Annotated in this window: 12 protein-coding genes; 6 read left to right on the forward strand and 6 right to left on the reverse strand. The window is 65.4% G+C overall.

Annotation, left to right across the window (positions count from 1 at the left end):
* Position 1 precedes the first annotated feature (1 nt).
* The 3 genes from C265_RS19870 to tssB all read right to left on the reverse strand — a co-directional run bounded on the left by C265_RS19870 (position 2) and on the right by tssB (position 2,698).
* Positions 2-526, reverse strand: a complete 525-nt coding sequence (locus C265_RS19870; protein WP_010810734.1) for a type VI secretion system tube protein Hcp — start codon at positions 524-526, stop codon at positions 2-4.
* Positions 527-586: 60 nt separating this feature from the next.
* Positions 587-2,098 carry a type VI secretion system contractile sheath large subunit gene (gene tssC / locus C265_RS19875; RefSeq protein WP_010810735.1) on the reverse strand — a complete coding sequence of 504 codons (1,512 nt, stop codon included), beginning with the start codon at positions 2,096-2,098 and terminating at the stop codon, positions 587-589.
* Between the two features lie 63 nt (positions 2,099-2,161).
* Positions 2,162-2,698 carry a type VI secretion system contractile sheath small subunit gene (gene tssB / locus C265_RS19880; RefSeq protein ID WP_011617867.1) on the reverse strand — a complete coding sequence of 179 codons (537 nt, stop codon included), beginning with the start codon at positions 2,696-2,698 and terminating at the stop codon, positions 2,162-2,164.
* Positions 2,699-3,545: 847 nt separating this feature from the next.
* On the opposite strand from tssB, the gene C265_RS19885 reads away from it, so the two are divergent.
* The 5 genes from C265_RS19885 to C265_RS19910 all read left to right on the forward strand — a co-directional run bounded on the left by C265_RS19885 (position 3,546) and on the right by C265_RS19910 (position 7,918).
* Complete coding sequence (locus tag C265_RS19885; RefSeq protein WP_010810737.1) at positions 3,546-4,211, forward strand: response regulator transcription factor; 666 nt, start codon at positions 3,546-3,548, stop codon at positions 4,209-4,211.
* A gap of 640 nt (positions 4,212-4,851) precedes the next feature.
* Positions 4,852-5,448 carry a short chain dehydrogenase gene (locus C265_RS19890; protein ID WP_010810738.1) on the forward strand — a complete coding sequence of 199 codons (597 nt, stop codon included), beginning with the start codon at positions 4,852-4,854 and terminating at the stop codon, positions 5,446-5,448.
* 240 nt (positions 5,449-5,688) lie between these two features.
* Positions 5,689-6,048 carry a tetratricopeptide repeat protein gene (locus tag C265_RS19895; protein ID WP_052181657.1) on the forward strand — a complete coding sequence of 120 codons (360 nt, stop codon included), beginning with the start codon at positions 5,689-5,691 and terminating at the stop codon, positions 6,046-6,048.
* Positions 6,049-6,690: 642 nt separating this feature from the next.
* Positions 6,691-7,380 (forward strand): helix-turn-helix transcriptional regulator, encoded by a 690-nt coding sequence (locus tag C265_RS19905; RefSeq protein ID WP_010810741.1) that lies wholly within the window; start codon positions 6,691-6,693, stop codon positions 7,378-7,380.
* A 31-nt stretch (positions 7,381-7,411) separates the two neighbouring features.
* Positions 7,412-7,918, forward strand: a complete 507-nt coding sequence (locus C265_RS19910) for a hypothetical protein (protein WP_010810742.1) — start codon at positions 7,412-7,414, stop codon at positions 7,916-7,918.
* A 29-nt stretch (positions 7,919-7,947) separates the two neighbouring features.
* Here C265_RS19910 and C265_RS19915 read toward each other — a convergent pair whose 3' ends face one another.
* The 3 genes from C265_RS19915 to C265_RS19925 form a co-directional block, all read right to left on the reverse strand.
* Positions 7,948-8,880 (reverse strand): LysR family transcriptional regulator, encoded by a 933-nt coding sequence (locus tag C265_RS19915; protein ID WP_010810743.1) that lies wholly within the window; start codon positions 8,878-8,880, stop codon positions 7,948-7,950.
* A 71-nt stretch (positions 8,881-8,951) separates the two neighbouring features.
* Positions 8,952-10,037 carry a Zn-dependent alcohol dehydrogenase gene (locus C265_RS19920; protein WP_010810744.1) on the reverse strand — a complete coding sequence of 362 codons (1,086 nt, stop codon included), beginning with the start codon at positions 10,035-10,037 and terminating at the stop codon, positions 8,952-8,954.
* A gap of 88 nt (positions 10,038-10,125) precedes the next feature.
* Entirely contained in the window at positions 10,126-11,796 is a 1,671-nt protein-coding gene (locus tag C265_RS19925; protein WP_010810745.1) for a phospholipase D family protein, read from the reverse strand.
* 410 nt (positions 11,797-12,206) lie between these two features.
* Here C265_RS19925 and C265_RS19930 point away from each other — a divergent pair, with 410 nt between their 5' ends.
* The gene (locus C265_RS19930) at positions 12,207-13,742 is read left to right on the forward strand and encodes an amino acid permease (RefSeq protein ID WP_010810746.1); all 1,536 of its coding nucleotides are present in this window, start codon (positions 12,207-12,209) and stop codon (positions 13,740-13,742) included.
* The last annotated feature ends 22 nt before the right edge of the window (positions 13,743-13,764 follow it).

Below are 13,764 nucleotides of genomic sequence, written 5' to 3' on the forward strand. Positions count from 1 at the left end.
CTTACGCCGCCTTCTTCTGCGGCTCCGGCGGCGCGGACACCGCGCAGGCCATGTTCTCCACCAGGTCCCAGCCGAACGCCGCCGTGCCTTCCTTCTGCGCGTCGCCCTTCTGTTGCGTGAAGAACGCGGTGATGCGGGTGAAGTCGAGCGTGAACGTGTCGGAGGAATCGCCCATGCCGCCAGCGGTCTGGATGGACTCGACGATCGCGTCGCTCAGCGTGTAGGTCATCTCCGAGCGGAACGCACCGTCTTCGGTTCGTCCGATCTCGAGTTTCACATCGCCGAGCGACTTGCCGGCGGCGCACGCGGCGTACAGGCCGGGCGTGGCCTGGTCGGTCTTCTTTGACATCGTCATGCTCTGGAACTGCGCCTTGCCCGAGGTGCGCTTCGAGTTGGCCGGGTCATTGGTCACGGCCATCGCCACGCCGTGCGAGAACGAATAGATCTGGATGCGCTCGGCGGCACGGCCAGTCTGCTGCTTGTTGCTGCCCTTGATCTCGGGGATGTCGAGAATGATGGTGTCCATGGTGTCTGTGCTCTCTCAGTTCCGTTATGCCCGGGGATGCCGGGATGCGAGTCTGCCGGTCTACGCTGCCGCTGCCGGCAGGTCTGCAACCAGGCGGATCGATGCGGTCAGTTCTTCCATCTGGAAGTGCGGCTTCAGGAAACACGTGGCACGGTAGGCGCCGGGCTTGCCCGGCACCTCGGTCACGTCGACGCGCGCGGCGCTCAGCGGAAAGCGCGACTTGGCCTCCGGCGTCGCGGAGGGATTGAGCAGCACGTAGTCGGCGATCCAGTTGTTCAGGTAGCGCTCCACGTCCCCGCGCGTCTGGAAGCTGCCCACCTTGTCGCGCATGATCACCTTCAGGTAGTGCGCAAAGCGCGAAGCCGCCAGCACATACGGCAGCCGGGCAGACAACTGCGCGTTGGCGTTGGCCTGGTCCTTGTTGTAGACCTTGGGCTTGTTTGCCGTCTGGCTGCCAAAGAAGGTGGCGCTGTTCGAGCCCTTGGCATTGACGATGGCGATGAAGCCCAGGTCGTTGAGCTCCTTCTCGCGGCGGTCGGTGATGGTGACCTCGGTCGGGCACTTGAGCGCGACGTCGCCTTCATCCGTCTTGTAGGTATGCGCAACCAGGCCGTCGACCTTGCCGCCGCCTTCAACGCCGCGGATGGCGGTCGACCAGTTGTACTTGGCATGCGCGTCGGTGATGCGCAGGCCCAGCTGGTAGGCCGAGTTGGCCCACAGGTACTTGCTGTGGTCGGTGCCGTCGACGTCTTCTTCGAAATTGAAGCTCTCGACCGGATTGGTCCTGGCGCCGTAAGGCAGGCGCGCCGCGTAGGACGGCAGCACCAGCGACACATAGCGCGAATCCTCGGTTTCGCGGAAGCCGCGCCACTGCGCCAGCTCCGCGCTCTCGAAGATCTTGGCCAGGTCGCGAGTCACGCCCAGCTCGGTGAAAGCGCGCAGGTCGAACAGGCTCGGCGCCGCGCTGGTGATGAACGGTGCATGGGCGGCGGCTGCCACCTTCGATATCCGCTCAAGCAGCGCCACGTCCTGCGGATGGCGGCCGAAGCTGTAGTCGCCGATCAGCAGCGTGTAGGGATGGCCGCCGAAGGTGCCGTACTCTTCTTCGTAGATCTTCTTGAACAGCACGCTCATGTCGTGGTCGACTGCGGTTTCAAGATCCTTCAGCAGCTCGGCCTTGGTCACGTTGAGCAGGCGCAGCTTCAGGCTGGTGCCGGTCTCGGTGCCGTAGACCATGTCGTGCAGGCCGGTCCACGCGCCTTCCAGCGCCTGGAACGCGGGGTCGTGCATGATCGCGTTGAGCTGGTCGCTCAGCAGGCGGTCGATCTCGGCCACGCGCTCGTTGATGGTTGCCACCAGGCTCTTGTCCGGGCTGGTGCGCATGCCCTCGTCAAGGATCTGCGAGGCCAGCTGGCCGATCAGCTTCCTGGCATAGCCGCTCTGCGACGGCTCCACCGCCATATTGCCTTCCTGCACGATACGGTCGAGCAGCGTCAGTTCACGCTCGGCTGCGGCCGTGGTGCTCCCCTTTGATTCGGCGCTCGCGTTGTCCGCTGCGGAGTTCTTTGCCATCTGGTTCACCCTTTGTGAATTCGTTGCGTCCTGCGGGCCTCGATGCCCGCGCCCGCCGCCGCGTCATGCCGGCGTGGCGTCTCCGGTTTCCGGCTGTGCCGCCGCGGCGCCGGAGTCGGCTTCGCTGCGCACCAGCTTGAGCTCATCGGCGTTGTTGACGATGCGCTCGAGCAGCACGTCGAGTTCGTCGTTGCCATCGAGCTTGCCGAGCAGGTCGCGCAGTTGCTGGCGTGCTTCCAGCAGCTTGGCCAGGCGCGGCACCTGCGCCACCAGGCTTTCGGGATGGAAGTCGCTGAACTTGTCGAAGCGCAGTTCGACCTTGAGATTGGTGTCGCCCTTCATGGTGTCGGGCACGGACAACTCCAGGCGCGGCGCGATCTTGCCCATGATCCCGTCGAAGTTGTCGCGGTCGATCTCGATGAAGCGCCGTTCCTTGAGCTTGGGCGGCGGCACTGCCGGTTGCCCGGACAGGTCCGCCAGCAGGCCGACCACCATGGGCAGCTCGCGCTTCTCGACCGCGTCACCGACCTCTACGTCATATGAAATCTGGACCCGAGGCGGGCGATTTCGCCCTACCCACTTCTGCAGACTATTGGACATGGAACTCTCCGGAAGGACTCGAATGTGTCCGGTCAAATCATCGGTTTCGCACGGCAGCCCGTGCTGAAGGCAAAACCAGTCCCCCGGGCCGGCGCAACCGGTCCGAAAAAGGTCGAAGCGCATCGCGCCGCAGGGCCGGCATGGCGGCTGCGGAAGACGGATGCCCTCGCTGGCAAACCCACTTTTTGTTACCCGTTCCTACCTGGCGCAGTGCGCAGGCAGCAGGCTGCACGCGCTCGACCCCGCTGGTGGCTCCGCGCCAGCCGGCTCGCGCATGGCGTGCTGCGGCACGACGAAGGCACCTTGTCTTTGCGCGCCGTTCCATCGTTGACCCTTGCTGTGTTTCTAGTTGCGGCGCGCAAATTCAAGCGGAATTTAAGGTGACGGTGAGGTCGGGCACAATCCCTGAGAATTGGTATTTTGATCAGCAGGGCTACCGCCCGAGGTTGCGCCGCGCGGTATCGCAAACCTGCCTGGCTGGCCCCCAGCCTCATTCGGGGGAGATGGCTTGCCCCAACGCGCGGCAGCAGCCTCTGCCTGATTTCAGGTATAGGAAAAACCGCCTGATTGGGCTTTACTTCTACCCAAGGCCCAGCTGCATGCCACGCAATACCGTGGCATGCGCCGCTACCAAGGGTCAAACCAGAACGAGAAAAGGGGTCAGCCATGTCAATCGCATACGACAGTTGCCGTATTGCATCACTGCGGGTCCGATGGTGAAATCAGCGCCGCTGATCATCTGAACTGCACCCGACCGGGCATGCAGCTCGCATCCCTGGTCGCACCAGCCCCCATGCCTTTCTCCATGCCAACGAACGCGACGCTCTCCGATAGCCGCCGAAACGTCATGCGTGGCCAACTGCTGCTGGTCGGGCACGAGAGCCCGATGCTGACGCGCCTTTGCGGGATCCTCACCGTGCTCGACTACGCGGCCGGCGCGCTCTCGTTCGCGGGCACCATCGCGCAGGCCTGCGCGATGGTGGATCAGGGTCCGTTCGACATGGCGCTGGTCGACACCAGCCTGCCCGATGGCGGTGGCATCGAGCTGATCCGGTGCCTGCGCGAGCGTGCTCCGGATCTGCCCATCGTCGTGATTGCATCACCGGGCACGGACACGGAAATCGTCGGCGCGCTGATCGCCGGCGCCACCGGCTACCTGCTCAAGGAGCGCGACGACATCGAGCTGACGGTGTGCCTGCGGGGCGCGCTGCGCGGTGGCACGCCGATCGATCCGTCCATTGCCAAGCGGCTACTCACGACATTGGTACCCAAGGCCGCACCCGCCGAGACCAGGCTTTCACCGACGGGAAGCGCAAAGCCGCTGCTCAGCGCACGCGAGACCGAGATCCTCGTCTTCATCAACAAGGGGTCGACCAACCGCGAGATCGCCGACGCACTGTCACTGTCGCGGCTGACCATCGAGTCGCACGTCAAGAACATCTATAAGAAGCTGGCGGTCAAGACGCGCACGCAGGCTATCTTTGAAGCGCGTGCGTACGGCGTGCTGAACTGAGGCGGGGGGCACCCCTGAGCTCTCGGCACAGAAGTGGGCGCGACGGGGAGCATTCGCCAACAATGCGAAACCAGGATTACCTGGCGACATAGGAGGGACCGGCTTTGCCGATGTTCTTCTTCAGGATCAAAGGGCAACGTGGCAAAGCAAAAGTTGCTGGCACCAATGCCGACCCCTGAAACTTGACCCTGCCCCAGTGGGGCAGAAATGTTCGGAACATTCGGCCATCGTTCAGTCACGTCGTGATTGACCCCTCGGCTACACATCCCCGCCCGCGCGGGTTTTTTTGGTTCATCGCCGATCTGCGGGGTAGGCAGAGCGCCCCAACGCGCCGCGACTTGCACCAATCACAGTCAGCTGTAACCAACTCCGGTCCTCGAACATGATCGGAGTCAATTTGATGCACACTGAGAAAGAACAGTCTGAGTAGCTCTCGCGCCACGGGGTTCCATGGCGGCGTCTTCGCGGCAATATGGCCGAGCGAGTGTGGCCATTCCTTGCCGCTCGGTACCCAAGCAGCTGTTGTCGGCGCGTAGTTGCGTGCAAGGCGTATGCTATGAACTAGGCTATTTCATCTTGAAAACGGGCTGGGTACTGTGGGCCATTCACTACCACCCATCATCTGTTATCAGGGGGACGTATGCGCATCCTGGTCATTGGAGCCTCAGGGCTTCTTGGGAAAGAAATTACGACTTTATTGTCGGAAGAGCACGACGTGGTCGGGGCCAGTCGTAGCTCGCCGGCGGTCTCAGTCGACATCTCCGACAAGCAGTCGATTCTGGCGATGTACAAACAACTGGGGATGGTTGATGCCGTGGTCTGCGTAGGAGGTACCGCGAAATTCGCCCCACTGGACAGCCTGACTGACGACGATTTTGCATTCAGCCTAGCCAATAAACTGATGGGGCAGGTCAATCTTGTACGGTATGGGGTTCCATACATCTCCCAGGGCGGGTCGGTCACGCTTACCAGTGGCACCCTCGCGCAGCATCCAATGCTCGGTGGTGCAGCAGTAAGCACCGTGAACGCCGCCATTGAGGCGTTCGGGCGGGCGGCAGCGCTCGAATTGCAAGGCAAGATTCGCGTGAATGTCATCAGCCCCGGATGGGTGTGGGAGACGCTCGAAGCGATGGGACGCGACCCCGCCAAGGGCGTTCGGGCGGCGGTGGTCGCACAGGTCTACCAGAAATGTATTCTGGAAGACATTTCCGGGCAGGTAGTGTCGGTCACCCATTGAATCGCATTGTCCACGCGCCGCTCCGCAAAGCGTGGTTGGTACGAAGTCGGCGGTCGGCCAACCGGCAACAATCGTCGTCGTGCCCGTGGCGGCCCTCTCGTCGAGTTCATGGTTGTGCCACTTGCGTTCTCGCCGAGCACGTTCCCTTCATTTGCGCGTTGGTTTTGAAGCGAAGTCACACACTGGCCCGGCTTGTAGGTCCGCTGTACACGCGTGAGGAGACAGAGGAGGGCTATGACCATGCCAAAGTTCTCGATAGCACCGCTGGAGCGACGACTCGCCGCTGGCCAGGACTCCGTTCTGCTCAGGGTCACGCTTGCAATGGCGTACCAGCAACAAGGAGAGTTGGCCGCTGCTGTCCCTCATCTGGTCAAAGCCACCGAGTTGGACCCGCACTATTCGGGTGCTTGGCGAGCCCTCGGAGTTCTCTATGTGGACCTCGGCCAAGATGCGAAGGCGCGTGTAGCCTTTCAGAAGGGAATTGAAGCCGCGAAGGCCCACGGCGACAAACAAGCCGAGAAGGAAATGATTGTGCGTCTTCGACGTTTGGACCGGCAATCGGGCGATGCTGGCGGTCAGTCAGGGGAGGCCAAGACGTAGTCGTGCATGGGAACAGTCTGCCGGCCGGCGCGGCATTGAGCGAGAGGCGCTGCCGGGCGATTTTCGTCCATCTTTTCTCTGCGCCTTTTCCAACGGTGCGTCCGAAGTGGCTACTCGGCGAGCATGGGCGAGCGCTGGAGCTGGGCGGCTAGCTTTAAACTTGGCCATGCGGATACCAGAGCGCATCGCATCGCTGACCCTGCTGGGGCCGACGCATGATATTGCGGACGCTTTTGTCCGACTTGGCAAGCGAGTGTCGGCGCTAACGGCCGAGCCGGATTCCCTCCATCGCGCACTGGCCAACCTCACGAAGCGAAAAGAGGACTTCGCGTGCTTCTGGGAACTCGTGCAGCAAATCCTCGCCGTGCCAAGATTTGCCGATGTCTACCGGAGCTGCCATGCCGAGAGGCAAACCGGTTAGTTTCGGATTGGCCCTTGCTGGGTGCGGCCTGGCGGGAGGTGGGGAGACAACGGGAATGTAGGCGCTGCTGCAGAGCGGCAGCGCGAGGCGACAAAGGACTGCCGCTTCACGCTGCTAGGGATGGCTGAACCATACATTTCGGTAGGACTTTATTCCCCGAGGTCACAACGACCGGCCCATCTCCTATACTCCGCATGCCACCTTTCATCCGGAGCCAAACCATGGATTACACCCCGGGCATCAGCCACCTCGCCGCCCTGCTCGCCGATCCCGGCCGCGCGGCCATGCTGTGGGCGCTGATGGACGGCAGCGCCCGGCCCGCCGGCGAGCTGGCGCTGATCGCCGGGCTGTCGGCCTCCTCCACCAGCGGCCACCTGGCCCGCTTGACCGAAGGCGGGCTGCTGGTGGCGGAGACGCGCGGGCGCAACCGCTACTACCGCCTGGCCGCGCCGGAGATCGGCGTGGCGATCGAGGCGCTGGCGTCGGCGTCGCTGGCCAGCCAGCCGCCGCGGCTGCGCGACGTGCCGGTATCGCGCACCGCGCCACCGGCGCTGCGCCAGGCGCGCACCTGCTATGACCACCTGGCGGGCGAGCTGGCCGTGGGCCTGTTCGAGCGGATGACGCATTCAGGCTGGCTGATGCTGGACGGACAGCGCGTAGACCTGAGCGGCGACGGCGCGCAGGCGCTGGCGGGGCTGGGTGTCGACGTGGAGGCGGCGCGGCGCAAGCGGCGCCAGTTTGCCTGCACCTGCCCGGACTGGAGCGAGCGCAAGCCGCACCTGGGCGGCGCGCTTGGCGCGGCGCTGTTGGGCAGCCTGCTGTCGCGCGGCTGGGTCGAGCCTACGCGCACCTCGCGCGCGTTGCGCGTGACACCGGCGGGCCAACGCGAGATCATTCGCATCGCGGCCTAGGAGACCGCAGCAAGCAACAGGAGAAAACAAGATGGCCACACCCCTGGACGACGACACGCAGGACGCGATTGCGCGTTTCTTCGCCCTGATCAACCTTGGCGACAGCGCGCAGACCTCGGCGCAGCTGTCGATGTTTGAAGATGCCCTGCTCGATGCCGAGGACGATGACACCGATGGCCAGGAACTGCTGTGGGTGATCCGTGAGGTCATCGACTGGCAGTCCGGGTTCTTTGTCGACTGGAAGGATGCCCAGTCCTTTATCGGCTGCCTGAACCAGTTGTGCGAACGGATCGACCTGGAGATCGACTGGGGCAGCGACGACCCCGAGGAAGAAGCCTTCCTGGAGACCACCAGCGTGCCGGAACTGATGGAGCTGGCGCACAACCAATTGCGCGTGGCCGGCTATACGCTGTGGAACTGGGATACCGGCGGCGACGCCTACGGCGGCTGGATCACGCGCAGCGAGGACGACGAGGAGATGCTGGATCTTGCCGAAGTGCTGCACTTTGACGTGCGGCCGGCCGAGCAGCCTTATTGACCGATGCCCGCAAGCGGAGGCCGCGGCAGCTAAGCGTTCTCCCTCCGCTTGCCGTACGGGCGCCGCGCCTCCGGCACCCCCAGCGTCTGCTCCAGCATGTCCAGCAGCACCCGCACGCTGGCCGGCATCAGCTTGCGCGCCGGCATCAGCACGTAGACCTTCAGCGGCGATGAGGCATAGCCCGGCAGCACCCGCACCAGTTGCCCCTGACCGACCGCATCCTGCACGAAGCGCGGCGACAGCCGCGTCACGCCCAGCCCGTCGAGCGCCGCCTTGAGCCGCAGCTCGGCGTTATGGGTGCAGATGCGCGGCTCGACATCCAGGCGTGCAATCTCCACGCCGTCGCGCAGGAACTCCCAGTGGCGGTCGTCGGCATTGCCCAGCGTGGGCCACCCCTGCAGGTCCTGCGGCGTGCGCGGCAGCCCGCGCGTCTTGATCAGTGCCGGCGCGGCATAGAAGGCGCGCTCAACCAGCACCACGCGCTTGCTGGCGAACGAGGTGTCGTGCAGCGCGGTGTCGGTCATCACGAACGCGAGGTCGTAGCCGTGGCGGATCAGGTCGGGCTGGTCCCAGCTGACATCGACCTGCACGCGCAGGCCGGGGTGGGCGCGCAGCACGCGCGTCAGGCTTTCGGACAGATGCTGGGAGCCGACTTCATAGGGGGTGGAGATGCGCAGCAGGCCGCTGACTTCGGCGCTGTCCGAGGTAGCCTCGGCACTGATTTCATGGAGTTCGGCGAACAGCGGCGCCACGCGCTCATACAGGCGCTGGCCGCGTTCGGTCACGCGCACGCGGCGCGTGGTGCGCTCGAACAGGCGGATGCCTAGCTGGCTTTCCAGCCGTGCCACCGCGGCGCTGGCGGAAGATTTGGGTACCTCTGCCAGCTCGGCCCCCTGGGTGAAGCCGCCGCCTTCCACCACGCGGCAAAAAATCTCCCAGTCCTTCCATTCGATTGTCTTCATGCGGCGCCTCGTCATTGCGGTGCGCCGCGATTGTCCCACAGCGCGAACCATGGCGCTGTGGGCGGCGGCCCTTAATCGAACAGGATCACCGAGCGCGCCAGCTCGCCGCGGCGCAGTTGGTCGAAGGCATCGTTGATGCGCTCCAGCGGCAGGCGCTGCGCGATCAGTTCGTCCAGGTGCAGGCGGCCGGCCATATAGAAGTCCACCATGCGCGGCATGTCCACCGGGAAGCGGTTGGAGCCCATCAGCGAGCCCTGGATGCGCTTCTCGCCCAGGAAATCGCTGCCCTTCAGTTCAATCTTGACGCCCGGCGCGATCATGCCGATGACCGTGGCGGTGCCGCCCCGGCGCAGCATGGCAAAGGCCTGCTCGGTGGTCTGCTTCAGGCCGATGGCCTCGAAGGCATGGTGCACGCCGCCGCCGGTGAGGGTGCGCACGGCATCCAGCACATCGGCATTGCCGGCGTCGATCACGTCGGTCGCGCCGAACCTGCGCGCCAGCTCCAGCTTGGCCGGCACGCGGTCGATGGCGATGATGCGCCCGGCACCGGCGATGGCGGCGCTGTTGACCGTGGCCAGCCCGATGCCGCCGCAGCCGATCACGGCAACGGTCTCGCCCGGCTGCACCTTCGCGGTATGGATCACCGCGCCCATGCCGGTGGTGACCGCGCAGCCGATCAGCGCGGCGCGGTCCAGCGGCATGTCGCGCCGTATTGCCACCAGCGCGTGCTCATGGATCAGCATCTGCTCGGCGAACGCCGACAGGTTCAGGAACTGGTTCATGGGCCCGCCCTGGCGGGCCATCAGGCGCGGCTCTTCGCCTTCGCGGCGGCGGGTATCGGGCTCAATGCACAGCGACAGGCGGCCGGTCAGGCAGTGTTCGCAATGGCCGCAGTAGGCCGACAGGCAGGTGATCACGTGGTCACCGGGCTTGACCGTGCGCACTTCGGCGCCGACCTGCTCGACCACACCCGCGGCCTCGTGGCCCAGGATTGCCGGCATCGGGTACGGGTAGGCACCGTCCAGGAAATGCAGGTCCGAGTGGCACACGCCCACGGCGGCGGTGCGCACCAGCACCTCGCGCGGGCCGGGCTTGCCGATGGCAACGTCTTCGATAATCAGCGGGGTCTTGGGTTGATACAGGACAGCGGCCTTCATGAAGCTCCTTTGCGGCAGGCAACGAAGCGGAAAACCATACGCCCAAACCCGGGTTCAGGAAAGGCGCGGTGCAGCACCGCAGCCAGGCTTATAGCTCTTCCTTGATCGGGAGCACGCGCAGCACGCCGATGCCCAGATGCTGCAGCGGACCCATGCCGGGTTCGCTGTCATAGACCATGAGCTGCCCCTTCTCGCGCGTGGTCCAGGTCAGACGCCGGTTGCCGCCGTCGCCATCGGTCTGCATGCCGACGCGATAGGCCATGTCGAGCAGCCCGTGCTCGGTGGACTTGATCATGCGCTCGGCCAGCGCCGGGCTGTCCAGCACGACGCCCATCTCGGTATTGAGCTTGGCCGAGCGCGGGTCCATGTTGAGCGAGCCGATGAATACCAGGTGCCGGTCGACGATGTAGTTCTTGGCATGCAGGCTGGCGCGGCTGGACGACAGCCATGAGCGCGAGCGCGAACCGCGCGCGGCCTTGCCGCTGCTTGCCAGTTCGGCGTAGGCGCTGGGCTTGAGCTCGTACAGCTCGACGCCCGCGGCCACCAGCGCCAGCCGGTGCGGGGCGTAGCCGGCATGCACCGGGCTGACATCGGTGGCGGCAAACGAGTTGGTCAGGATGCGCACGCGGATGCCGCGCTTTGCCAGGGCGATCAGCCAGGCCTCGCCATCGTCGTCCGGCACGAAGTACGGCGAGATCAGCAGCACTTCCTTCTGCGCGCCGTTGATCATTTTCTCGAGCCGGGCGGTGGCGTGCCCGGGGTCGTCGTCGGTCTGGTGCGTAATCTTGGCGGCCTTGTCGGAGACCACGACAGCCTTGCCGCTGTAGGCAGGCATGCGGCCGCTCTCGATGCCCTTGGCCAGGCCGGACTCCAGCAATTCCTTCACGTAGGGGCTGGCGACGGCCTGGTCGCCGCGTGCTTCCAGGCCCTTGCGCAGGCTGCGCATCTCAACCGGCGCTTCCTTGCCTGCGGGGATCAACGCCACCACCGGGTATGAGGACTGGTCGTTCCAGTATTCGTCGAACACCGCCGATACCTGCGGCACCGCCGGTCCGGCAATCAGCACATCGAGGTCGCTGAAGTCCATGTCGGCGCGCGCGGAGAAGTAGGCATCGCCGACATTGCGCCCGCCCAGCAGGGTCATCTGGTTGTCCACCGTCATCGACTTGTTGTGCATGCGCCGGTCCAGCCGCTTGAAGCCGGCCAGCATTTCCAGCCAGCGCACGCTGCGGTTGGCAAACGGATTGAACAGTCGCACCTCGATATTGGGATGCGAATCGATGGCCGACAGGATCTTGTCCATGCCACCGGTATGCAGGTCGTCGAGCAGCATGCGCACGCGCACGCCGCGGTCGGCCGCGTCGATGATGTCGCCCAGCACGGCGGCGCCGGTGCCGGTGGTCTCGAAGATATAGGTCTGCAGGTCCAGGCTGCGTTGCGCCGCACGCGCCATCGCCAGCCGCGCAGCGAGCGCGTCGGGCCCGGACTGCAGCGGATAGAACAGCGACTCGCCTGGGTGCTGCGCCAGGCGCGGCGCCAGCACCTTGCCCAGCGGGGTGTCGGCGGTACTGACCGGGGCGCTCGAGGGGGTGCGCTGCGCCGAGGCTGGCAGGCTGGCGCACCCTGCCAGCAACCCGGCCGCCAGCGCCGACCCGAGCATCGCCGCCGTCAGCCGGCGCAGGCCCCGGCTGGCGCCCGCGTGCCTCGCGGCACGGCTTGGCCGGGTATCGAACGGAACATGACAGAGCGTCTGGAACATCCGTGAGGTCTCCCTGCGGCGGGATGGGATGGGGCTGGCCCCGCGCGCCGGCCGGCATGCAGCGCCTGCTACCTCGCACGATATACCGCGCGCCGCTGCCGTGGCAGCGGTGCCATTCCTGTTCCGCGTCGGGTGTTTGTCCTACATCGCATGCACAGGTAATGCGGTCACGCGGCCAATGCGGCACACCGGGCGGCGCGCGGCTCGCGCAGCGGCTTTCCCTGCACAACGATTTCTCTTATGATGCCGCCCAATATACCGGCCGGTAGAACCGGGAGGAGGCACTGGCGGCGGGCCGCCGCGACCCGTGCGGCTGGCGCTTCGGCGCAGCTTGCCGCCTCTCGGCGATGCCGGCATAGTTGCGCGCCTTCGCGACCTTTTGTCCTGGCGCGCGCCCAGACCGGATCCTGATGTCAAGCCAACCTTCCCAGCCCACCTCTTCCGGCGCCCCCGCGCCGACGCTGCGCCGCACCCTGCGGGCACGCCATCTCACCATGATCGCCATCGGCGGCTCGATCGGCACGGGGCTGTTCGTGGCCTCGGGTGCCACCATCGCACAGGCCGGCCCCGGCGGCGCGCTGGCCGCCTATATCCTGATCGGGGCGATGGTCTATTTCCTGATGACCAGCCTGGGCGAGCTGGCGGCCTATATGCCGGTGTCGGGCTCGTTCGCCACCTATGGCGCGCGCTATGTCGATGAAGGCTTCGGCTTCGCGCTCGGCTGGAACTACTGGTACAACTGGGCGGTGACCATCGCGGTGGAACTGGCCGCGGCCCAGCTGGTGATGCAGTACTGGTTCCCCGACACGCCGGGCGTGCTGTGGAGCGCGCTGTTCCTGGGCCTGATGTTCCTGCTCAACGCGATCTCGGTGCGCGGCTTCGGCGAGGCCGAGTACTGGTGCGCGCTGGTCAAGGTGGTGACGGTGATCGCCTTTATCGGCATCGGCACGCTGATGATCTTCGGCATCCTGCGCGGCGACGTGTCGGCCTCCCACGGACTGGCCAACCTGACCACCGGCGACGCGCCCTTCGTCGGCGGCCTGCCGGCGCTGATCGGCGTGGCCATGATCGCCGGCTTCTCGTTCCAGGGCACCGAGCTGATCGGCGTCGCCGCCGGCGAATCGGCCGATCCGGCCAAGAACATCCCGCGCGCGGTGCGCCAGGTGTTCTGGCGCATCCTGCTGTTCTATGTGCTGGCGATCCTGATCATCGGCATCCTGATCCCCTACACCGACCCGAACCTGCTCAAGAACGACGTGCAGACCGTGGGCGTCAGCCCGTTCACGCTGGTGTTCCGCCATGCGGGCCTGGCCTTTGCGGCAGGCGTGATGAACGCGGTGATCCTGACCGCGGTGCTGTCGGCCGGCAATTCTGGCATGTATGCCTCCACCCGCATGCTGTACAACCTGGCCACCGAAGGCCGCGCGCCGCGCATCTTTGCGCAGCTCACGCGCAACGGCGTGCCGCTGATGGCGCTGCTGGCCACTACCGCGGTGGGCGCGCTGTGCTTTCTCACCTCGTTGTTCGAAAGCAGGTCGGTCTACCTGTGGCTGCTGAACCTGTCCGGCATGACCGGATTTATCGCGTGGCTGGGCATTGCGGTCAGCCATTACCGCTTCCGCAAGGGCTTTGTCGCGCAAGGGCTGGACCTGGACCGGCTGCCTTACCGCTCGCCGTTCTTCCCCTACGGGCCGATCTTCGCCTTTGCGCTGTGCCTGATCGTGACGCTTGGGCAGAACTACCAGGCTTTCACCAGCGGCAAGATCGACTGGGTCAGCGTGGCCGCCACCTATATCGGCATCCCGATCTTCCTCCTGATCTGGCTGGGCTATCGCATTGCGCGCAAGACGCGCTTCGTGTCCTATGCCGAGATGCAATTCCCCGCCCTGCCGGCCAGACGCGATGCCGCCCCGGCGCGCGCCGCCGTGCCGGCAATCGGTGAATAAGCGCCATTCCCGCGCGCTTCAC

Source organism: Cupriavidus sp. GA3-3, assembly GCF_000389805.1.
Lineage (GTDB): Bacteria > Pseudomonadota > Gammaproteobacteria > Burkholderiales > Burkholderiaceae > Cupriavidus > Cupriavidus necator_D.

Coding starts and splice junctions, on each gene's coding strand:
- tssC (WP_010810735.1), bottom strand. CDS start 2,098: ATGGCAAAGAACTCCGCAGCGGACAACGCGAGCGCCGAATCAAAGGGG.
- C265_RS19895 (WP_052181657.1), top strand. CDS start 5,689: ATGCCAAAGTTCTCGATAGCACCGCTGGAGCGACGACTCGCCGCTGGC.
- C265_RS19870 (WP_010810734.1), bottom strand. CDS start 526: ATGGACACCATCATTCTCGACATCCCCGAGATCAAGGGCAGCAACAAG.
- C265_RS19920 (WP_010810744.1), bottom strand. CDS start 10,037: ATGAAGGCCGCTGTCCTGTATCAACCCAAGACCCCGCTGATTATCGAA.
- C265_RS19915 (WP_010810743.1), bottom strand. CDS start 8,880: ATGAAGACAATCGAATGGAAGGACTGGGAGATTTTTTGCCGCGTGGTG.
- C265_RS19925 (WP_010810745.1), bottom strand. CDS start 11,796: ATGTTCCAGACGCTCTGTCATGTTCCGTTCGATACCCGGCCAAGCCGT.
- C265_RS19885 (WP_010810737.1), top strand. CDS start 3,546: ATGCGTGGCCAACTGCTGCTGGTCGGGCACGAGAGCCCGATGCTGACG.
- C265_RS19930 (WP_010810746.1), top strand. CDS start 12,207: ATGTCAAGCCAACCTTCCCAGCCCACCTCTTCCGGCGCCCCCGCGCCG.
- tssB (WP_011617867.1), bottom strand. CDS start 2,698: ATGTCCAATAGTCTGCAGAAGTGGGTAGGGCGAAATCGCCCGCCTCGG.
- C265_RS19890 (WP_010810738.1), top strand. CDS start 4,852: ATGCGCATCCTGGTCATTGGAGCCTCAGGGCTTCTTGGGAAAGAAATT.
- C265_RS19910 (WP_010810742.1), top strand. CDS start 7,412: ATGGCCACACCCCTGGACGACGACACGCAGGACGCGATTGCGCGTTTC.
- C265_RS19905 (WP_010810741.1), top strand. CDS start 6,691: ATGGATTACACCCCGGGCATCAGCCACCTCGCCGCCCTGCTCGCCGAT.